16 protein-coding genes and 1 tRNA gene are annotated in these 19,871 nt (G+C 68.8%); 5 read left to right on the top strand and 12 right to left on the bottom strand.

Annotated elements, in window-relative coordinates:
* Nucleotides 1-146: 146 nt before the first annotated feature.
* Nucleotides 147-1,649: an amidase gene (locus QZT59_RS01980; RefSeq protein WP_290810594.1), complete on the bottom strand. Its 1,503-nt coding sequence runs from the start codon at nt 1,647-1,649 to the stop codon at nt 147-149.
* 158 nt (nt 1,650-1,807) lie between these two features.
* On the opposite strand from QZT59_RS01980, the gene QZT59_RS01975 reads away from it, so the two are divergent.
* Entirely contained in the window at nt 1,808-3,679 is a 1,872-nt protein-coding gene (locus tag QZT59_RS01975; RefSeq protein ID WP_290810592.1) for a rhomboid family intramembrane serine protease, read from the top strand.
* 240 nt (nt 3,680-3,919) lie between these two features.
* Complete coding sequence (locus QZT59_RS01970) at nt 3,920-4,201, top strand: HalOD1 output domain-containing protein (protein WP_290810590.1); 282 nt, start codon at nt 3,920-3,922, stop codon at nt 4,199-4,201.
* A gap of 204 nt (nt 4,202-4,405) precedes the next feature.
* On the opposite strand, the gene QZT59_RS01965 is transcribed toward QZT59_RS01970, so the two are convergent.
* From QZT59_RS01965 to QZT59_RS01940, 6 genes are all read right to left on the bottom strand, one after another.
* On the bottom strand, nt 4,406-5,719 hold the full coding sequence (locus QZT59_RS01965) for an ABC transporter ATP-binding protein (protein ID WP_290810588.1): 1,314 nt from the start codon (nt 5,717-5,719) through the stop codon (nt 4,406-4,408).
* Entirely contained in the window at nt 5,719-6,771 is a 1,053-nt protein-coding gene (locus QZT59_RS01960) for an ABC transporter ATP-binding protein (protein WP_290810586.1), read from the bottom strand. The genes QZT59_RS01965 and QZT59_RS01960 overlap by 1 nt, the downstream gene beginning before the upstream one ends.
* Nucleotides 6,772-6,796: 25 nt before the next feature.
* Entirely contained in the window at nt 6,797-7,774 is a 978-nt protein-coding gene (locus tag QZT59_RS01955; protein WP_290810583.1) for an ABC transporter permease, read from the bottom strand.
* Nucleotides 7,771-8,751 carry an ABC transporter permease gene (locus QZT59_RS01950; protein ID WP_290810580.1) on the bottom strand — a complete coding sequence of 327 codons (981 nt, stop codon included), beginning with the start codon at nt 8,749-8,751 and terminating at the stop codon, nt 7,771-7,773. Before QZT59_RS01950 ends, QZT59_RS01955 begins: the two co-directional genes overlap by 4 nt.
* A 319-nt stretch (nt 8,752-9,070) precedes the next feature.
* Nucleotides 9,071-10,666 carry an ABC transporter substrate-binding protein gene (locus QZT59_RS01945; protein ID WP_290810577.1) on the bottom strand — a complete coding sequence of 532 codons (1,596 nt, stop codon included), beginning with the start codon at nt 10,664-10,666 and terminating at the stop codon, nt 9,071-9,073.
* A gap of 546 nt (nt 10,667-11,212) precedes the next feature.
* Nucleotides 11,213-11,285, bottom strand: a tRNA-Pro gene (locus tag QZT59_RS01940).
* Nucleotides 11,286-11,366: 81 nt separating this feature from the next.
* On the opposite strand from QZT59_RS01940, the gene QZT59_RS01935 reads away from it, so the two are divergent.
* Entirely contained in the window at nt 11,367-11,624 is a 258-nt protein-coding gene (locus QZT59_RS01935) for a pro-sigmaK processing inhibitor BofA family protein (protein WP_290810574.1), read from the top strand.
* 315 nt (nt 11,625-11,939) lie between these two features.
* Here QZT59_RS01935 and QZT59_RS01930 read toward each other — a convergent pair whose 3' ends face one another.
* From QZT59_RS01930 to QZT59_RS01920, 3 genes are all read right to left on the bottom strand, one after another.
* Nucleotides 11,940-12,365, bottom strand: coding sequence for a hypothetical protein (locus QZT59_RS01930; RefSeq protein ID WP_290810571.1), 426 nt, complete (start codon nt 12,363-12,365; stop codon nt 11,940-11,942).
* Nucleotides 12,366-12,702: 337 nt separating this feature from the next.
* A complete protein-coding gene (locus QZT59_RS01925) occupies nt 12,703-14,811 on the bottom strand; it encodes a DEAD/DEAH box helicase (protein WP_290810568.1) in 2,109 nt (702 codons plus the stop codon).
* Nucleotides 14,812-14,874: 63 nt separating this feature from the next.
* Nucleotides 14,875-16,989 carry a prolyl oligopeptidase family protein gene (locus QZT59_RS01920; RefSeq protein ID WP_290810565.1) on the bottom strand — a complete coding sequence of 705 codons (2,115 nt, stop codon included), beginning with the start codon at nt 16,987-16,989 and terminating at the stop codon, nt 14,875-14,877.
* 116 nt (nt 16,990-17,105) lie between these two features.
* On the opposite strand from QZT59_RS01920, the gene QZT59_RS01915 reads away from it, so the two are divergent.
* Both QZT59_RS01915 and QZT59_RS01910 read left to right on the top strand, forming a co-directional pair.
* A complete protein-coding gene (locus QZT59_RS01915) occupies nt 17,106-18,104 on the top strand; it encodes an oxidoreductase (protein ID WP_290810562.1) in 999 nt (332 codons plus the stop codon).
* A gap of 135 nt (nt 18,105-18,239) precedes the next feature.
* Nucleotides 18,240-18,890 (top strand): hypothetical protein, encoded by a 651-nt coding sequence (locus QZT59_RS01910; protein ID WP_290810561.1) that lies wholly within the window; start codon nt 18,240-18,242, stop codon nt 18,888-18,890.
* Nucleotides 18,891-19,010: 120 nt separating this feature from the next.
* Here QZT59_RS01910 and QZT59_RS01905 read toward each other — a convergent pair whose 3' ends face one another.
* Together QZT59_RS01905 and QZT59_RS01900 are read right to left on the bottom strand one after the other, a co-directional pair.
* Nucleotides 19,011-19,439, bottom strand: a complete 429-nt coding sequence (locus tag QZT59_RS01905) for a cupin domain-containing protein (RefSeq protein ID WP_290810558.1) — start codon at nt 19,437-19,439, stop codon at nt 19,011-19,013.
* A 324-nt stretch (nt 19,440-19,763) separates the two neighbouring features.
* Nucleotides 19,764-19,871, bottom strand: a 108-nt coding sequence (locus QZT59_RS01900; protein ID WP_290810624.1) for a cold-shock protein, incomplete at its 5' end; no start/stop codon positions are given.

Raw genomic sequence — 19,871 nt, 5'->3', positions numbered from 1 at the left:
GTTCCCGGCGGCGATTACGTGAGCGGGCCGAACCCGTCCGACCACTTCCGGATGGCGATTACGTGAGCGCGCCGAACTTTTCCGACCACTTCCGGACGGCGATTACCCGAGCGAGCCGAGCTTTTCCGACCACTTCCGGACGGCGATTACCCGAGCGAGCCGAACCCGTCCGGCGGTTCCCGATGAGCGGTTTCGCGCTCGTACACGTGCGCGATATCCACCAATTCCCGCTCGGCGAACGGTCGGCCCAGCAGTTCCAGGCCGACCGGGAGTCCGTCGGCCGTGAAGCCGGCGGGGACGACGATCGCCGGGAGCCCGGTGTGGGCGGCCAGCTCGCAGCGCATCTCGCTGAAGGGCTGGCGGTCGGGGAGTTCGACGGGCGGGACCGTCGACGGCGGATAGGCCAGCGCGTCCACGTCGGCGTCCGCCATCGCGGCGAGCGTGTCGTCCCGGAGTTCGCGGCGACGCTCGAGGCGTCGGAGGTACTCGCGGTTCTCCGCGAGGCCGTCGACGTCGACGTCGAGGATGGCCGCCCCGTCCATGCGCGCTTCGATCCAGGGGTGGATCTCCCCGGTCTCGAGGAGCTCGGCCATCGTCTCGTGTGCCACGTCGGGGGCCCACTCCGCCAGGTAGCGCTCCAGGTCGCGCTTGAACTCGAGGTGCAGTACCCTGGCGTCGGCCAGTCGGTCGGGATCGACGACCGACACCGGATCGACGACGGTCGCCCCGGCCGCTCGCAGCTCCGCGACGGCCTCGTCGATCGCCCGCGTCACGGCGGCCGCCCCCGCCGCCATCTCGAGCGAGTCGTCGGCGAGGCCGAAGAAGTCGCGGACGACGCCGATCCGCGCGTCCGAGAGGTCGGCGTCGGCGAGCCCCGCGGCGTAGCCGTCCTCGGGCACCCGGCCGACGCCCCGCGCGCTGATCGGATCCTCGGGATCGTAGCCCACCATGGCGTCGAGCATCCTGGCCGCGTCGGCGACCGTCCGGGCGATCGGTCCCACCGTGTCCTGGGTGTCACACAGCGGGACCACCCCGGTCCGGCTGACGAGTCCCCGCGTCGGCCGAATCCCGACGAGGCTGGCGAACGCCGGCGGCGAGCGGACCGACGAGCAGGTGTCCGATCCCGTACCGAGTAGTCCCAGATTGGCCGCGACGGCGGTCGCCGTGCCGCCGCTCGACCCCGAGGGCCGTCGATCGGTCGCGTAGGCGTTTCGGGTCTCCCCGCCGAGCGAGCTGACGGTGTCGACCCCGAACGAGAACTCCTGGAGGTTCGCCTTCGCGAGAACGATCGCGCCCGCCTCGCGGAGCCGCTCGACGACGGACGCGTCTCTGGGCGGGACGGCATCGGCCAACGTGGCCGAGCCGGCCGTCGTCGGCAGGTCCGCGGTCGCCTGATTGTCCTTCAGGATCACCGGGATCCCGTGGAGCGGACCGACGAACTCCCCGTCGGCGGCGAGCGCGTCGTCGAGCGCCGCCGCGCGCTCGTCGGCGTCGGGGTTGTCGACGAGGATCGCGTTCAGCTCGTCGTCGTGGGCCTCGATCCGGCGGCGGTAGCGCTCGACGAGTTCGACCGCGGTGAGCGCACCGTTGCGATACGCCTCGTGGACGTCGCCGATCGTGGCTTCGACGACGTCGAACCGTTCGTCCATGGTCTGGCCACGTAGCGGTCCAACAAGTAGCATCCGACCCGACCGAAGGAGCGTCCGATCGAACACCCACGAGGAGCACCCGGCCGTCGTCGCTCGTGAGGGCCGCCCGACCGGGAAAGACCGAACAGTTACGGGCTCGGTGTCGTACTGTACGGACGATGGGTCTCTCGCCGACGCGGATCGCGCTCGTCCTGGCCCTCGCCGTCGCGCTCGGGTACGCGTGGTACGCGGCGGGACCGGGTCGGTGGCGGTCGCGGGTCGAGGATCGGCTGCTCTACGGGGTTCCCTGGGGAACGCTCGTCACCGTCGGGATCGTCGTCGCGTTCTACCTGGTCGTCCAGGACGGAGCGCGCAACTGGAGCGAGCCGCTGTTCAAGCCGTTCGTCACCTGGTCGTACTTTTACCCGACGGGGCTGTTGACGGCAGGGGTCGCCCACGGCGGGCCGGATCACCTCGTCTCCAACATGCTGGGGACGATCGTCTTCGCGCCGATCGCGGAGTACGCCTGGAGTCACTACCCGGGCGGGAGCCGCACGGTCGGGGACGCCCGGAACGACGCTGGGGAGCCGGTCGAAGCGGCGGGTGGATTGCTGGCCGATCCGTGGATTCGCGCGGCGGTGGTTTTCCCGGCCGCGCTGCTGGGCGTCGCCGTCCTCACGGCGCTGTTCTCGCTCGGACCGGGGCTCGGCTTCTCGGGAGCGGTGTTCGCCATCTTCGGGTTCGTACTGGTCACGTACCCGCTGGCGGCCGTCGCCGGCGTCGTGGCCACGGCCGCCCTGGGGACGCTGTACGACGCCCTGGCCAACCCGGTCGTCCGCGAGACGATCGACCCGGGTGCGCCCGCGCCGCCGGGGTGGGCGGGCATCGGATTCCACGCCCACCTGCTGGGCTTTCTCGTCGGCGTCGTCCTCGCGATCGCGCTGGTGCGTCGGCGGGATCGCCGGCAGAGCGCCGAGACCGTCTTCCTCGCGGTGGCGGCGGTCGGCCTCGTGCAGGCGCTGTGGCTGCTCTCCTGGTCGGCCGGCGACGACGCGTGGGTGCTCTACCGGGGCGCCGGCGTGACGTTCGTCCTCCTGCTGTCGGTGGTGATCGCCGCGGCCGTCGCCGGCGAGGAGCGGCCGCTCCCGCGTCCCCTCTCGATACTGCCCCGAGCCCCGTCGCGGCGGACGCTCGCAGCCGTCTGGCTCGTCCTCGTCGGCCTCGGCTTCCTGCTCGGACTCGCCGCCGCGCTCGCGGCGGGTGACGCCGCGCCGTTCGCCGTGGCCGTGGCGGTGGTACTGTCCGCGCTGCTCGCGCTCCCGGCCCTCCCGCCCTTGGTACCAGAGCGCGTCCACGCGGGCCCGATCACCCGCCGCGGCGCCGCCCTCCTCGCGCTCCTCGCGCTCACGGCGCTCGTCGCGCTCGTCGGCGTTCCGTACGGGTTCAGCGTCGTCGGCGACGAGGTCCCCGGATCGGGGGGCGTCGAGGCCGGCGACTACACCGTCACCTACGAGCGCAACGCCACGGCGGACCAGTCCCTCCTGCTCTTCCCGAACGGCGACGAGACGACCCAGGACGGCCTGATCGTCGTCAGCGACGACCGCGAGCTCTGGACCGTCGGCGAGCGTTCCGACGTCATCGCCCACGACGGGAACGCGACCGCGACGGTCGGCGGGATCGGCTGGCGCGAGACCGTCCGCGCCGAACGCACCGGCTGGGAGGTCGTCGGCAACGAAACCGCCTACGCGGTCGACCTGACGGTCGACGGCGAAACGAGCCGGTCGTACGCGTCCGAGCCGGTCCGGGCGGCCGCGGTAATCGACGAGTACCGGATCGCGGTCGCCCCGACCGAGGAGGACTTCGAGGTTCGGGTCACCCGAGACGACGAACCGGTCGGTTCCGCGTCGATCCCCGACGACGGAGACGAAACGGCCGTCGACGACCTTCGGTTCAGGGTCGAAACGATCGACGACACCGAACGCCTCGTCGCCGAATCCGGCGAGACGTCCGTCCAGATCGCCGAGCGCGAGACGTACGCCGACGGGGAGTGAGCGACGACGGCCCCGCGTGCGGGCCGAACGGATTCGCCGACCGCGATGGAACGAGCGTTCGACCCGGTACGGCGTTCTGGTATCGAGCCATTACCTTGCCGTCGTCGAGCCGACTCGAGCTTCAAGGGACGGTATCGCGCTTCAATCGAGGTTTGTGGTAATTCGTTTCGGCATAGTTCACCGGTCGCCCCCAACGGCAGATGCCGGGGATTTTTATCGCGGCTGCATGTCGGTGTCTCTATGACGGGGGAGTTAGGGGTACGAATCGTCACCGAAGTCGCAGCACGCGAAGGGGTCGATCCGGCGGAGCTCACGCCGCCGCTACACGCCGTCGTCGATCCGGAGGCCCTCGACGCCCTCTTCGAACCGACGAGCGCGGGGAACCGACCGTCCGACGGGTGGGTGCGGTTTACGTACAACGGGTACGAGGTCACCGTGGCCGCCGACGGTGCGGTCGACGTGAGGGAGACCTCCGCGGTTCGCGACGGCCCTGACGGCCGGCGCGGGACCGCGATCGATTGAGGCGGAGCGCGCCGTCGCCTCGGCGGATTCGAGGCGCCCGAGGGGGAGTCTGGAGGCCGGTTCGAGCCCAACGCTCGGAGCGATCGCTCCGCGGTCGGTCCGTCGAGACGGGCGGATGGGGCCGTCGGGCCGAACGGTCGCAGAGAGAACGGACGTCTGATAAACGGTCCTCCGCCGGTCGCAGATCGGCGGGCCGTCGTTCGATCAGTCCTCCGCCGGACCAGAGACCCGGTACGGCCCGTCCGGATCGTGCAGGATGCACTTCGCCCGCTGGACGGCGGTGGCCTCGTAGGTCGGGATCGGCTTTCGCTCGCACGGACTCTCGAGTTCGGCTCGCAGCCGCTCGATCGCGTCGCCGTCGTCCTCGGCGACGGACTCCCGGAGGGCGTCCCCGAGGATGTCGTCGACGCGCGGGTCGGAGAGCTCCGCCGGCACGTCGTACGCTCGCCGGATCCGTTCCGGATCGGTCTCGTCGGCGGACGTCCGCAGGTCGTCGGCCAGGAGGTCGTGGCGAAGGGTGGCGACCGTCCGCCAGGCCTCCTGATCCAGGTTCACGTCTTCCGGCGGGACCTGCTTCGGGCACCGCGGGTGGAACCGACAGCCGCTCGGCACCTCGACGGCGTCCGGCACCTCCCCGACCAGTTCGACGCGCTCGCGCTCGGCCTCCGGGTCGATCCGCGGAACCGACGAGACCAGCGCCTGAGTGTAGGGATGCTGGGGGTTCTCGATGATCTCGTCGGCCGGTCCGACCTCGACCAGCTGGCCGAGGTACATGATCCCGATCCGGTCGCAGATGTGTTTCAGCAGCGAGAGGTCGTGGCTGATGTACAGCGCCGTCAGTCCGAGATCCTCCTGGAGGCGCTCGAACACGTCGAGGATGCTCGCCCGGATGGAGACGTCCAGCATGCTCGCCGGCTCGTCGGCCAGCAGGAACGACGGCTCCAGCACCAGCGCCCGGGCGATCCCGACGCGCTGGCGCTCGCCGCCGCTGAGCTCGCTCGGATACTCCCTCGCGTAGGCCTCCGCCGGCTTCAAACCGGCCATCTCGAGGGTTCGGAGGACCCGGGCGTCGCGTTCCTCGCTCGAGCCGATCCCGTGGACGATCAGCGGCTCCTCGACCCACTCGTAGACCGTAAATCTGGGGTTGATCGAATCGTAGGGATTCTGTTGGATGACCTGGGCCTCGCGGCGGAACGCCTTCAGGTCGCGCCCGCTGTAGTCGGTGATGTCCTCGCCGTCGAAGACGATCCGCCCGCCGGTCGGGTCGTGCAGCTTGATCGCCGTCTTGCCGAGCGTCGTCTTCCCGCAGCCGGATTCGCCCGCGAGACCGAACGCCTCGCCCTCGGCGATCTCGAGGCTGACGTCGTCGACGGCGTGGACGTACTGCGACGATTCGCCCCTGAGAATGCGAGCCAGTACGCCCTGATTGACGGTGAAGTGTTTGTCGACGCTTTCGAGGCGCAGCTTCACGTTCTCCCGTGAGCCCGCCGACCCGTCCGCGTCCGAGACGAGCGACATCAGTCGTAACCTCCCTGGATCGGGTTGGGAACCCGACCGTGGGCGTCCTCCCACGTCTCTTTCCGTTCGGCGAGCTCGCGCAGCTCGTCGGCTTCGTCCGCCCGGTGGCACCTGACGACGTGGCCGTCCTCGAACTCCTCCGGCTCGGGCGTGACCTCCCAGCACTCCTCCTGAGCGAACGGACACCGCGGGGCGAACCGACAGCCCTCGCCCGGGTCGACGAGTTCCGGTGGCGTCCCCGGAATCGAGATGAGTTCTTCGTCCGTGTCGGCGATATCCGGGAACGCGTTTCGCAATCCCAGCGTGTAGGGGTGGCGTGGTTCGTCGATGATCGTGGCCGCGTCCGCCTGCTCGACGATCCGGCCGCCATAGCAGACGGCGATCCGATCGGACGTCTCGCTGACGACCGAGATGTCGTGGGTGATCAGAATCATCGCACAATCGATCTCCGCCTGCATCTCTTTGATCGTCTCGAGGATGCGATCCTGGATCACGACGTCCAGGGCCGTCGTCGGTTCGTCGGCGAGGATCAGCTTCGGGTCGAGACACAGCGCCAGCGCGATCATCGCCCGCTGGGCCATCCCCCCGGAGAACTGGTGCGGGTAGTCGTCGACGCGGTCGGGATCGATCCCGAGGTCCTCGAACAGGTCGCGAGCCCGCTCTTTCGCCGCTTCCTTCGACACCCCGTCTTCGTGGTAGGTGATCGCCTGGACGATCTGCGTGCCGACGGTGTAGACCGGGTCGAACGAATTCATCGCGTTCTGGGGGATCATCGAGACGTTCCGCCAGCGAACCTGCTTTCGCAACTCTCGCTCGCTCAGCTCGGTGATTTCCGTGCCGTCGAGGTCGATCGAACCCTCGACCAGCTCGGCGTTGTCGGGAAGCAATCGGATGATCGAGCGGGCGATCGTCGTCTTCCCCGAGCCGCTCTCACCCACCAGACCGAGCGTCTCACCCCGGTCGAGTTCGAGACTGACGTCGTCGGCGGCGCGAACGTAGCCGTCTTCGCTCCCGTAGTACATCCGAAGGCCGTCGATCGTGAGTAGTGACATCGTTGTATCGTTGTGTATCGTCGGGTCAGTTCGCCGTGTGACGGAGTTCCGGGTTGACCACCTTTTCCAGCGAGCGGCCGATGAAGAACACCGACATCACGAACAGCATGATGCAGATGCCCGGCGGGAAGACCCACCACCAGGCCTCTCGCAGGGCGCCCTCCGTGCGGACGTCGTAGATCATCTCGCCCCACGAGATCATGCCCGGCGGGCCGAGACCGAGAAACGACAGGCTCGCTTCGGCGATGACCGCCCAGGCCACCGCGAACGCGGCGTACAGCGAGATCAGCGGCAGGACGTTCGGCATGATCTGCACGTACATGATCCGGAAGTGACTCGCCCCGATCGCCCGCGCGCTCTCGACGTACGGTCGTTGCTTGTGACTCAACACCTGCGAGCGGACCACCCGGGCCGTCCCGCGCCAGAGGATCAAGACGATCGCGAAGATGACGTTCAGGAGGCTGGCGCCGAGGATGAACACCAGCGCGATCGCGAACGGCAGGAACGGGATGCCGTAGACGACGTCCGTGATCCGCATCAGGACGTCGTCGACCCAGCCGCCGAAGTACGCGCTCACGATACCGACGTTGGCACCGATGAAGACGGCCATGAACGCCGCGACGGAGCCCACGATGAGCGTCACCCGGGTCGCCGCGAGGAGCTGTGAGAGGACGTCCCGGCCGAGGCTGGTCGTCCCGAGCGGGTGCGACCAGGTCGGTCCGTGAAATCCGTCCGCCGGTCGGGCGCTCGGGTCGTACGGCGCCAGCGAGAACGGCTGGATCGTCACGTAGGCGGGTCCGATCGAGATCTCGATCGGTCGAGCGAAGATGCCGACCACGATGAAGACGGCGAGGATGACGAGGCCGATCTGGCCCAGCCGGTCGTCTTTCATCGCGGACACCCAGCTCCGCAGGGCGTTCAGGCGCCGCCGCCAGCGGATCCCCCGCGAGTCGACGCCGTCGGTCGTCCGTTCGTCGGTATCGGTCGGCGTTTCGTGGCTCATTCGTAGGTCACCCGCGGGTCGAGGTAGAGGTACGCCAGGTCGGCGACGAAGTTCATCACGATGACCGCCGTCCCCATGAAGAAGAACGTGGCCATCGCCATCGGGTAGTCGTTCCTGGTGACCGAGTCGACCATCTCGCGGCCGATACCGGGCCAGTTGAACACGGTCTCGATGATGACCGAGCCGCCCATCGCCGCCCCGGTCGCGATGGCCACGACGGTGACCAGCGGCAACACGGAGTTACGCGCGGCGTGCTTGTAGAGAACGGTTCGTTCCGGCAGACCCTCCGCCTTCTTCATCTCGATGAAGTCCGCCTTCAGCACTTCCAACATCGTGTTCCGCATCAACAGCGCGGGCGTCGCCATGTAGAAGATCGCGCCCGTCAGCGCCGGCAAGATGAGGTGTCTGAGGAAGTCGAAATTGACGTAGCGTCCGGTGAGGTTCATCGTCAGCTCGCCGCCGTAGCCCCCGATTCCGGCCCGCGGGAGGAGCCCGAACTGGTAGACGAAGATCCAGACGAGGATGATGCCGATCCAGAACTCCGGGGAGGACCGGGCGACGAGGGTGGCGACGATCCCGCCGCGTTCGAACCGGCTCCCGCGCCACCAGCCCATCGCCGCGCCGAAGAGGACGCCGAACGTGTAGGCGATCAACAGCGCCGTGAACATGAGGACGACCGTGTTGAGAAACAGCGGGAAGATGAGCTCGCCGACCGGCTGATTGTAGTAGGTCGAGTCCCCGAAATCCCCGCGCAGGAGGGCGCCGATGTACTCGATGTACTGGATGTGAAGCGGTTGGTCCAGTCCGAGCTCTTCGATGCGGGCGTCTCGCAGCGCCGGATCCGGATAGTCCATCAGAAAGCGCGTCGTCGGATCGCCCGGGACCATCCGGAACAGGACGAACAGGACGGTGACGAACGCCCACAGCGTCAGTACGAGCTGGAAGATTCGTCGAAGTACGTATTCTCTCAATCCCATCTGTTACGTTCGCTCCATCGGCTTATCGTCGGAAGTGATCCCATGGTCCGTTCGGTTTGCTGGCGAGTTGCATCGCGTTTGCGTGTACGTGGTTGACGTGTCGAGCGAGCGGCGACGCGGCCGGGCCGTGTATTTCTCGATTCGATCGCCGACCGATCGGATCGGTCGCAATTTTTGAATCGCCTTCGGGGTCGACTCACGTTAACGCTCGTTCCGTTCGTGTCGCCTCGAGCCCGAAATCGACCGCACGGGTACCGCCGCATCGCCGTCGCGTGGCGATCAGCGGTCCGAACGGTACCCTCGTCGGGCGGCGAGCGACCTACAGGTAACCGCCTTCCTCCAGCTCGGCTCTGGCCGCGTCGAGGTCTTCGGTGTACTCCCGGACGTCGGGGTTGTGCCAGGTCTCGACGGCCGGGGAAATCGGCGTGTGCGTCACCGTTCCCATGCCGCCGCGGATGGTCTCGACGAAGTCCTCCTTGGGGACGCAGTAGGAGATCGCCCGGCGGATGTGGACGTCGTCCATGTGGTCGCGGCGCATGTTGTACGAGAGTTTCGCGTGACCGACCGCGTCGAAGCTGGCCAGGTCGACGTGCTCCTCTTCCTGCAGCCGTTCGAGCTGGGTCACGGTCGGGTCCTGGCCGGCCATGTCCAGCTCGCCGGCTTCGATCTCGTCCATGATGGTGGCTTCGTCGCCGGGTACGCGGATGAGCCGCTCGATGTTCGGCGGCTGGAAGTGGTCGTCGAACCGCTCCAGCTGCAACTCTACCTCGCGCTCCCAGTCGACGAACTGGTAGGGACCGCTGCCGACGTACTCGTCGTCGGTGTGTTCCGTGGGATCGTCGACGTCACCCCAGACGTGCTCCGGGAAGACGTAGATCTGGGCCAGCGCGTTTCGTTCGAACGTCGCGTCCGGTTCGCTGAGGTGGAACGTCACTTCCTGGCCGTCGATCTCCATCTCTTCGATCGGGTCGAGATATACCGAGTACGTCGGCGAGTATTCGCCGAAGAGTTCGTACGAGAATACGACGTCCTCCGGCGTTACCGGCTCCCCGTCGTGGAACGTGTGATCGTCCCTGATCTCGACCGTAAACTCCGTCCCGTCGTCGGAGATGTCCGGCGCGTCCGTCGCGATCCACGGCATGGGGTCGCCGACCTCGTCGAACCGGTACAGTTGGTCGTAGATGAGCCGGATGAACTGCCGGTCGGGGGTCGCCATGTCCTGCATCGGGTTCAGCGAGATGATGTCCGCGGAGTACCCGAACGTGATCTGGTCGACGCCGTCGGCCGGCTGGGCGTCCATGAAGTTCCAGAAGCCGTTGAGTCCCTCGCCGAGCGTCGCGTTGACGCTCTCGAGCGATTCGTTGTTCCACGGGTGATCGCCGCCCTCGTTCGCGATGTAACACCGCGGCTGGTCCTCGGCGAGGGTCTCCTGGGCCTCGAAGACGAGCTCCCGCCGGGCCTCTTCATCGGTCTCCTGGGCCTGGGCCTCGGCGATCTCGTCGTACTCCGAGTTCTCGTATCCCGGCGTGTTTCGGCCACCCGGACCGGTGAAATCCGAGTGGTGCATGTCCGTGAGGAAGATGTGCGGATCGATGCGCTCCGGCGTTCCGCCCCAGCCCAGCAACGAGATGTCGAAATCCCGATCTTCGGCGAATATCCGTTCCACGTGCGGGTCGAACGGGAGTTCCTCGACGTCGACGTCGAAGCCGACCTCTTCCATGTTCTCGGCGATGAGACCACCCAGTTCGTTGCGGTCCGGGTTCGCGCCCGACGTCGGAATCAGGAAGTTCAACTCGGGGACGCCGGCCAGTTCGTCGTCGTCGCCCCACCCGATACACCCCGCTAGCGTTGCCGATCCGATCGCACCAGCAGCACCAGCCTTTCGCAGAAACGCTCTGCGCGAATTCGAAGGCATGCACACCTAGCACGTGCGCTTATTGATAACTATTGTGGCCGTCGACGAACCTGTTCGAAGGATGTCCGAAACCCGCCCACCCCGCCGTAGTATTCGATTTCGATGGACGGAAATCGCGATCGGATTATCTCGATCTGAAATATCCGACCGGTAAAAACGTCCGGTCGGTCGGGGTCGGCCGATCAGCTCCGCCCCCGTCGACCGCCGTCGATGCATCTCGGCGCATGCGCCAGCCCGGAACCGCGGACCGTCGAGGGGCTCGATTCCGCGCCGAGACGGACGTCCCCGAGGCGCACATCTTAGACGGGATCGGCACCTCGAACCGCTGCTGGCCGTCGGCGATCGGTTCCGCCGGCGACGAGCAGACGGCGCAACTATGCGAGCGCACTCGAGACTCGCGAGTCGCTCGTAGCAAGAAGATGGAACCGCGCGGATTTGAACCTCGCCTGAGAACCTGCTCGCTGCGCTCGCAGAACCTCAGTCTGATTCAAATCCGCTTGTTCGTCACGGACTCGCCGCTCGCGAATTTGCTCGCGGCGAGATAAGTGGGACCGCGCGGATTTGAACCGCGGTCACGGGCACCCAAGGCCCGAAGTATACCAGGCTAACCCACGGTCCCGCACGTAGTGTTCTTCGGCCACCGCGTAAAGGGTTTCGTTACGACCCAACGGTTTTCGGCCCGTCCGACGTACCGCCGACCATGACCGCCGGTCTCGAAATCGCCGCCCTGGTCGCGGTGCTGGTCGCCGTCCTGATCGCCGCGGTGATCGTGCGTGCGCTGGCACCGTTCATCGTGAACGCCGTCGTGGGGCTGCTGGCGATCCTCTTGGTCGACGTCCTCGTCGGGTTCACCGTCGCGATCACGCCCGTCTCCCTGGCGATCGTCGCGCTGGGCGGGTTGCCCGGCGCGGTCGTGGTGCTCGCGCTCGCGTACTTCGACGTGGCGTTCGCGGTCTGACGGCGTCCGTGAGCTGACGTCGCGGCGAGTCGCGGATCCGCGGCCGTCGCCCGCCCGGGAGTCTCGACGTCCTCGTCGGTCGCCTCGCCGACCCGGCCGTCCTCCCAGGGATAGCTGGGCTCGTCCTCCGAGACGCCGATCTCGGCGAGCAGCGCGGCGACCTCGTCGTCGGTCGCTTCCGGCATCGGGCCGCTCGCGCTCTCGTCGACGACCGCCTCGTCGAAGACGCCCCGAACGCCGCGACGATCCGGTCTTCGTGCCCGGCCGGGTCGAGGTGAAAGTTCGCCAGGGCGCCGACGCTCTCGAGGCGCCGGTTCAGGTAGTACGTAAACTCGAAGACGTCCCGGGTTCCGCCCCTCGAAGGGGCGCGTCGAGCGAGTCGAAACAGACGACCAGCCGCTCGTCGCTCCGGCGCTCGCGAGAGCGACTGATCGAGACCCCGATCGACCCGAGGTCCGTCGGATCCGCGACCGCGTCGATCGCCACCGCCCCCGCGAAGTCGGGACCCTCGGCGGCGTCGGCGGTACGGATGACGTCGCCGACCGACGGTAGCCCCAACGTGCACGACGTCCCGTCGGTCGGCGGGACGTCGACGCCCTCGCCGGCGAAGGAGACGCGCAGCTCGGCCGTCCGCTCCACGCGACGACACTTCGTCCGACACTCGACGGGGTCGGCGTGGGGACCGTCCGACAGCAAGACGTTGGCCAGGGGGTCGATCGCCTCGGATGATATCGATTCCACGGAGGTCACCCGGACCGGGGGCCCGCGTTGGACTCGCGTCCGGTCGAACCGATCGTTACCGTTCCGGCCGCAGACAGGTCACGGAAGACGATCGTTGCCCCGCGAACGCGGGGTTGAGAACCAGATGGTCGCCGTCGGACGCGGGGCCGAGAACCAGGTGGTCGCCGTCGGACCTGGTGCCGTGAACCAGGTGGTCGCCGTCGGACCTGGTGCCGTGAACCAGGTGGCCGCCGTCGGACCTGGTGCCGTGAACCAGGTGGCCGCCGTCGAAGGAAGCCCCGAAGACGAGTACGGCCGCCGCCGAGGGGGTCGAGCGGGCCGTCCGCGAGGGCCTCGTTTACAGGTCGTCGTCGCGCAGTTCGATGTCGGCGACGAGGTCGTACGGGTGTGCGTCCGTGCGAATGCCGTCGAGCAGGGCGAACGCCTCCCCCGGATCGAGGAAGTGTTCGGTGACGACCCGACCCAGCGGCGTCGGTTCGAAGCCGTCGATGAAGTCGTACTCGATGAGCTTCCCGACGGCGTGTTTCGTGGGCACCTTCCCGAGCATTCGGTCGTTCAGTCGCTTCGCGTCCCGGCCGCCGACGGTGACGTTCGCCAGGGTCTCCTCGACGGCGGCGGCCTCGTCGTAGTGGGTCATCACCGACTCCATCTCTCCTTTGAGGAGCGTGAACGCGACCTCGTCTTCGGTCCGCTCCATCGAGTTGTGGTAGCTGCAGTCCGGCTCGACCAGCAGGTACACTTTCCCCTCGTCGTGGTAATCCGGCCGGCCGGCGCGGCCGAGCATCTGGTGGAACTCCTGGACGGAGAGCCACTCGATGCCCATCGCGAGGGTGTCGAAGATCACCTGCGAGGCCGGGAAGTCGACCCCCGCGGCCAGGGCGGCGGTCGTGACGACGGCCGCCAGCTCCTGGTCGCCGAACTTCCGCTCGACGGTCTTCCGGCGCTTGTAGTCGAGTCCCGCGTGGTACGGCGCCGCGTCGTACTCCAGCCGGCGGGCGATCTCGTGGCAGCGCCGCCGGGAGTTCGTGAAGACGATCGTCTGTCCCCGGTAGCCCTTCGAGGACTTCGTGTCGAACTCCCGCTTGACCAGCTTGTTCTCGATGCGGACCTTCTCCCGGTCGTCGGCGAACGTGACGTGGCGCTCGATGGGGACCGGGCGCTCCTCGAACTCGATGAGCGTCGCCTCCAGCGCCCGGGCGAGCTCCTCGGGGTTGCCGACGGTCGCCGAGAGGTAGATCCACTGGGCGCCGTCGTAGTCGTCCCGGCGCTTCGCTCGCCGCTCGCACGTGTACTTGAGCCGGGAGATGAGCCCGTCGAGCCGGTGGCCGCGCTCTTCTTCCTTCAGGGTGTGGACCTCGTCGATGACGACGGTGGCGATATCGCCCATGTCCTTGCCGGTCCGCAGGGCGTGGTCGATCCCCTCGTAGGTGCCGACGATCACGTCCGCGTTCGGGTCGAACCGCGAGCCGGAGTCGGCGATGCGACTCGCCCCGACGCGGATCGAGACGTCGACCAGGTGGCCGTACTCGTCCGCGAAGTCCTCGTGTTTCTGGTTGGCCAGCGCCACCAGCGGAACGAGAAAGAGCATCTTCCCCTCGCCCTTGAGGACGCGGTCGATGCCCGCCAGCTCGCCGACGAGGGTCTTGCCGGTCGCCGTCGCGCTCACCACCAGCTGATCGCGCGGCCCGTCTCGCGGACTCCGTCCGCTCGCGTCTTCCGCGGAACTGCGTTCCGCGCCCTCGAACAGGCCGTTCTCGGCGGCCAGGCTCTGGACCGGCAGGAGGGTCTCGAAGCGGTCCTCCAGCAGCCCCTGCAGGTCGGGGTGCAGGTCGAGGGCGTCGACCCGGACGGGATCGACCTCGTCGACGGTCGCCGAGATCGTGTCGAACTTCGTCAGGTCCGGGTCGAGCCGGCCCTTCAACAGGTTCACGATCCGCTGGAGGTCCTGGACCTCGAGCATGAGCTCCTCGAGGCGATCTTTCGCCGCGCCCGTCACGCCCCCGACGTACGAGAGCTGGCGCTCCAGCTCCCGGCGGGCGCAGTCGGTGCAGATCCAGTCCCGGTCGTCCTTGATCGCCGTCTCCGACGTGATCGGCGAGTACCTCCCCGCGGAGGCGCAGTACCGGCACGTGCGGACCACCTTCGCCTCGAGCTGGTAGCCGTCGAACATCTCCTGGAGCTCGCGGCGGCCCGCCGGCGAGGTCTGCTCGGAGATGCGGATGCGCTCGGCCCGCCGGGCCAGCTCGACGAACTCGTCGGGCTGGCGGGGCTCCTCGCTCGAACCCCGCTTGATCCGGAACTTGCTCGGCCGGGGGCCGGCCGACGTCTCCGAGAGCCCCAGCTTCGCCCGGAACAGCCGCTCGCCGTCCCGGGTGACGACGACCTGGTAGTCGTCGCCGATCTCGTGACAGAAGAGGGTCTCGACGTCCTGGAGCTGCTTCGACACTATGGGGTGCGTAGCGAGGCGACGTACTTGAGCGGTTCGAACGTCGGCGGGCGTAGCCCGCCCTTAGCTCGGTTCGACGTCCAGCGCCTCGTAGACGAACGTCCACTGATCGACCTGCTGGTCGACCTCGAGCCAGGTGGGCGTGCCGACGCCGTGGCCGGTCTCGTCGTAGCTCCGGAAGCAGATCGGCGCGTCGCCGATCGTCTCGGCCTGGACGAGCGCGGCCATCTTCCGGGCGTGGGCCGGGTGGACTCGCGTGTCGCCCGCGGAGGTCCAGAACAGCGTCGCGGGGTAGTCGCGTTCCGCGACGTTGTGGTAGGGCGAGTACTCGCGGAGCCACGCGAACGCCTCGGGGTCATCGGGCGAGCCGTACTCGGGCGTCCAGGTCCGACCGAGGAGAAACTCGTGGAAGCGCAGCATGTCGAGCAACGGGACGGCACAGACTATCGCGCCGAACAGGTCGGGGCGTCGCGTCAGGGCGGCGCCGACGAGCAACCCGCCGTTCGAGCCGCCCCACCCCGCCAGTCGGTCGGCGTTCGTGTAGCCCCGGTCGATCAGCGCCGCGGCGGCGGCCTCGAAGTCCTCGAAGACGTGGTGCTTGTGCTCGCGCGAGCCGGCCTCGTGCCACTCCTCGCCGAACTCGAGGCCGCCGCGCAGGCAGGCGAGCGCGTACACCCCGCCGTCCGCGAGGAAGGGGAGGGCGTACGGCGCGAAACCGGGCAGTCGCGGGATCCGAAAGCCGCCGTAGCCGGTGAGCACCGTCGGCGCGTCGCCGTCCGGCTCGAGGTCCGCCCGGTGGACGACGTAGACGGGGACGGTCGCGCCGTCGGTCGAGTCGACCCGGATGCGCTCGACGGTCAGCTCGAGGTCCCCGCGCGGATCGAGTTCGGCCGGCAGCTCGGGTTCCTGGCGGACGGCCCAGTCGTTCGGGCCGGCCCCCGGTCCGACGTCCGCGTACGCGATACCGGTCGGGCGGTCGAACCCGCCGATGGAGAAGAACAGCTCCGCGTCGTCGGGACTGCCGTCGAAGCCGTCCCTGGCGATCCCGACGTGATCGGGGAGCGAGAGTTCGTGGCGCTTCGCGCCGTGGCCGTCGTGGACCGTGACGACGGAGGCCGCCTCGCGGATCCGGTGGAGCGCGAACCCGTCACCGGCCGGCGCGACGTCGAGCAGGACGTCCTCGCCCTCGGGGACGACCGTCTCGAAGTCGTCGGGCCCGTCGGCGTCGGCGAAGTCTCCGGCGTCGATCCCCAGCAGCCTGTACCGCGGCGCCTCGTGGTCCGTGAGCAGGTAGACGCGACCCTCGTGGATCAGCGGCCGAAACGTCGCGTCGACGTCGACGACGACGGGGACGAGCTCGTCGTCGTCGAGGGCGTAGAGGTTCGCGTTCGACCCGAGCTCGCCGAGGGCGACCAGCACCAGCCCGCTCTCGCGGTCGACCCGGACGCCCGGCCAGCGCTCGGGCGGGATCCCGTCGGTGACGAACCGATCCTCGCCGCCGAGCTCGCGGTAGCGCAGCTCCTTCTCCAGCAGTGCGCCGTCGTCGGCGCTGCCCGTAGAGAGGTAGTAGAAGCCGTCGGCGTCTTTCTCACCCGCTCCGTCTCCGCCACCGGCGCCGCCCCCGTCGGTACCGGCCTCGCCTCCGCTCCCGCCGCCCGCCCACGCGACGGCGAACTCGTTACACCGCCCGACGTCGTCCAGCCGGTCGATCACCTCGCCCGACTCGACGTCGAGCACCCGGAGGTCGTACTCCTCGGTGCCGCCTTCCATCAGGCCGTAGACCAGGCGGTCGCCGCCGGGCGACGGGACGAACCAGTTCACCGAGACCTCTGCGCCCAGCTCGGCGGGGTCGACGAGCGTGCGGGGCTCGTCGTCGCGTCCCTCCCTGACGGTCAGGCGGGGTTGGTCCGCGTCGGGCGCCTCGATCAGCTGGACGTACCGGCCGCCGCGCGACTTCGGCAAGTGGTAGGTCGCCCGCTCGGCCAGTCGCTCCAGGCGGGGCCGCAGCGACTCGCGGCGCTCGGCGTCCAGGATCTCGTCGGTGTAGGCGTTCTGGTCGGCCCCCCACTCGGCGACGGCCTCGTCGTCGGCTTCGAGCCAGCGGTAGGGATCGACGATCGGCTCACCGTGTCGTTCGTCCGTGACCGGATCCCGCTCGGTGTCGGGAGGGGTTCGCATGCCACTGCCTCCGTCCGGTCGCGGCTTCAAGCCTCGGAAAGCGGCGGGCCGGGGCGAATCCGATCGCGAGAATCCTCCGGCACAACCGTCAACCGGTCCGCACCCGAAGACTCCCCATGGCCCGGATCGCCGCCGACGTCCCGGACTGCAGCGACCGACGAGCGATCGTCACGGGGGCGAACAGCGGGATCGGCTTCGAAACCGCCAGGGAGTTCGCGAGGAACGGCGCGACCGTGGTGATGGCGTGCCGGAGCGCCGGGCGGGGCGAAGCGGCGGCCGACGAGATTCGTGCGGACGTCGGCGAGGACGACGGCGACGGCGCCCTCGCGGTCGAGCGCCTCGACCTGGCCTCGCTCGACGCGATCCGCGCCTTCGCCGAGCGGGTCGGCGACGAGCGCGAGCCGATCGACCTGCTGATCAACAACGCCGGTACGATGGCGATCCCCCGACGCGAGACCGCCGACGGCTTCGAGGAGCAGTTCGGCGTCAACCACCTCGGCCACTTCGCGCTGACGGGACGGCTCCTGGGTTCGATCGCCGACGACGGCCGGGTCGTCACCGTCTCGAGCGAGATGCACCGCGGCGGCGAACTCGACGTCGACGACCTCGCCGAGGTCGACCGAGAGGGAGGCCTCGGACTCGGGAGCGACGGAGACGAGTACGACCGGTGGGACGCCTACCGCCGATCGAAGCTCGCTAACGTGCTGTTCGCCTACGAGTTGAACCGTCGCCTCGACGCGGCCGGCTCGGCGATCGCGAGCGTCGCGGCCCACCCGGGGTACGCCGACACGGCGCTCCAGGCGAAGGCGGCGCGGGCGATCGGCTCGCGCGTCCGCCTCGCCCTGCGACGGGTCTCGAACGCCCTCCTCGCCCAGTCGGCCGCGAAGGGGGCGCTTCCGGTGCTGTACGCCGCCACGGCGCCCGACGTCGGGGGCGGCGAGTACTACGGCCCGAGTCGCTTCCGGCACATGCGCGGACCGCCGACGGCACACCGCTCCGTCGAGCGGTCGTACGATCGCGCGCTCGCGCGTCGGCTGTGGGAGGTCTCCGAGGAGCTGACGGGCGTCGAGTACGACCTCCCGGAACCCGAGGGGCGATCGGCGAGCCCCGCCTGAGGCGCTCGCTCGACCGCCGCGATCTCGACGTCGCCGAGTGGCCCGCTCGCCCCCGCCTGGTGGCGTACGGTGAAAGCGACGTTGTAGTTAGCCCGAAGCTTATGATGGCGTCGCGACGACTCGCACACAGTACCCATGCGACGCAGATCCCTCCTGGCCGCCGCGGCCCTCGCGGGCGCGGCCGGCTGTCTCGGCGCCCTCGACGAGGACGATCCGGGCGGGCCGAGCGACGACCCCCGCTACGAGCGCTGCGAGCGCGAGGCGGTCACCTACCGCGAGTTGCCCGAGGAGATCCGGGCGGAGGTCGACGCCGCCCTGGAGAACGGCTACGAGGCCGACCGCATCCACCTGGCCGACGCCATCGACGTCGCGGACGGCTACGTGATCGTCGACGGGACCTACTACGACGCGTCGGTGACGAAGACGGACGGCGGACGGCGCCTCGCCCTCGAAGCGGCCGAGACCCCCGAACTCTCCCCGCGGTCGTTCGACCTCGAGAACCGAACCGACGGTCGCTGGACGGGGACGGTGACCGTGGAGACCGACGACGGCGAGGAGCTCCTCGAGCGCGAGGTCGACGTCGAACCGGACGAGAGCGCCGGTATCGGGTCGATCTCCCGGGTCGGGGTCCACTCCGTGATCGCCGACCCGGACGACGGCGAGCCCGCGAAGGGGTCGCTGTCCGTCACGATCACCGATTTCGGCGGTCACGTAGTGATCTCCGACGACGGAATCGACGTCATCCAGGCGGTGGCGGACCTCGCACCGTGCCCGTGGAACGGGTGAGCCGGCCGACGATGCCCGCTGCGCGGGCCGGGTGACGGCTCGGTTGGTGCCGACCTCGCGACCCGAGTCGCTCACGGGCGGCGGCGTCTCCCCGGACCGGGTCGCTCACTGACGGTGGCGTCACTCCGTCAGCTCGATCTCGTCGTCGCCGTTGGGCACCGCGCAGATGAACGCGCCCTCCTCGTCGCCCTCGTTCCGGTACCAGTGGACGGTTCCGGCGGGGATCAACAGCGAGTCGCCCGGTCCGACCTCGTACTCCTCCCCGTCGTCGACGGCTTCGCCGTCTGCTCGATGCGCCGAAGGCGCATCGCTGATGCCGACGACGTACTCGCCGTCGAGGACGTACTGCTCGTGCTCGACCGCGTTGGTGTGTTTCGGCACCTCGGCGCCGGGTTCGAGCGTGAACCGCCGAATCGCGAAGTTGGGCGCACCGTGCTCGTCGGCGATCAAGACGCCCTTCGAGAGGCCCTCGGCGGCGTCGACCGATTCGTAGGCGATCTCGTCGCTCCGACGGATCAGCGGCGTCGGTTCGGACTGGGATTCGGTCATGACCGTAGGTGGGCGATGCAGTCACTAAACGTTCACCGAACGGGACGGCGGTCGCCCGCCAGCGGCGCGAACGGTCGGCGACCGTATGCTCGGTCACCCGAGGAACCGGCGCTCGGCGGCCGGATACTCGATCACCCGGCCGACCGTCGCTCGGCGACCGGATACCCGATCACCCGACGAACCGGCGTCGTCGGCCGGTCCGGCCGACGAGTCGCCGTCGGCTCCGCTCGCCGGCGAGTCGGCTACCGATCGGACTGACGCCAGCGCCGTCGCTCGTCGGTGTAAAATACGGTTCTGAAGTGCCGATACCTCCGCGAATTCGCCTTACAGGCGCTCGACGTTCGTCGCGCGCGGGCCCTTGGGGGCCTGCTCGATGTCGAACTCGAGTTCCTGTCCTTCCTCAAGGTCCGGGCCGCCGATGTCTTCCATGTG

The organism is Halovivax sp. (assembly GCA_007119345.1).
Classification (GTDB): domain Archaea; phylum Halobacteriota; class Halobacteria; order Halobacteriales; family Natrialbaceae; genus Halovivax.
The sequence above is the reverse complement of the archived record's forward strand: the minus strand, read 5'-3'. Positions and strand labels throughout refer to the sequence as shown.

What these genes read in the sequence shown, in the direction of transcription:
- QZT59_RS01980 (WP_290810594.1), bottom strand. Translation starts at nt 1,649, where the DNA reads ATGGACGAACGGTTCGACGTCGTCGAAGCCACGATCGGCGACGTCCAC.
- QZT59_RS01975 (WP_290810592.1), top strand. Translation starts at nt 1,808, where the DNA reads ATGGGTCTCTCGCCGACGCGGATCGCGCTCGTCCTGGCCCTCGCCGTC.
- QZT59_RS01970 (WP_290810590.1), top strand. Translation starts at nt 3,920, where the DNA reads ATGACGGGGGAGTTAGGGGTACGAATCGTCACCGAAGTCGCAGCACGC.
- QZT59_RS01965 (WP_290810588.1), bottom strand. Translation starts at nt 5,719, where the DNA reads ATGTCGCTCGTCTCGGACGCGGACGGGTCGGCGGGCTCACGGGAGAAC.
- QZT59_RS01960 (WP_290810586.1), bottom strand. Translation starts at nt 6,771, where the DNA reads ATGTCACTACTCACGATCGACGGCCTTCGGATGTACTACGGGAGCGAA.
- QZT59_RS01955 (WP_290810583.1), bottom strand. Translation starts at nt 7,774, where the DNA reads ATGAGCCACGAAACGCCGACCGATACCGACGAACGGACGACCGACGGC.
- QZT59_RS01950 (WP_290810580.1), bottom strand. Translation starts at nt 8,751, where the DNA reads ATGGGATTGAGAGAATACGTACTTCGACGAATCTTCCAGCTCGTACTG.
- QZT59_RS01945 (WP_290810577.1), bottom strand. Translation starts at nt 10,666, where the DNA reads ATGCCTTCGAATTCGCGCAGAGCGTTTCTGCGAAAGGCTGGTGCTGCT.
- QZT59_RS01935 (WP_290810574.1), top strand. Translation starts at nt 11,367, where the DNA reads ATGACCGCCGGTCTCGAAATCGCCGCCCTGGTCGCGGTGCTGGTCGCC.
- QZT59_RS01920 (WP_290810565.1), bottom strand. Translation starts at nt 16,989, where the DNA reads ATGCGAACCCCTCCCGACACCGAGCGGGATCCGGTCACGGACGAACGA.
- QZT59_RS01915 (WP_290810562.1), top strand. Translation starts at nt 17,106, where the DNA reads ATGGCCCGGATCGCCGCCGACGTCCCGGACTGCAGCGACCGACGAGCG.
- QZT59_RS01910 (WP_290810561.1), top strand. Translation starts at nt 18,240, where the DNA reads ATGCGACGCAGATCCCTCCTGGCCGCCGCGGCCCTCGCGGGCGCGGCC.
- QZT59_RS01905 (WP_290810558.1), bottom strand. Translation starts at nt 19,439, where the DNA reads ATGACCGAATCCCAGTCCGAACCGACGCCGCTGATCCGTCGGAGCGAC.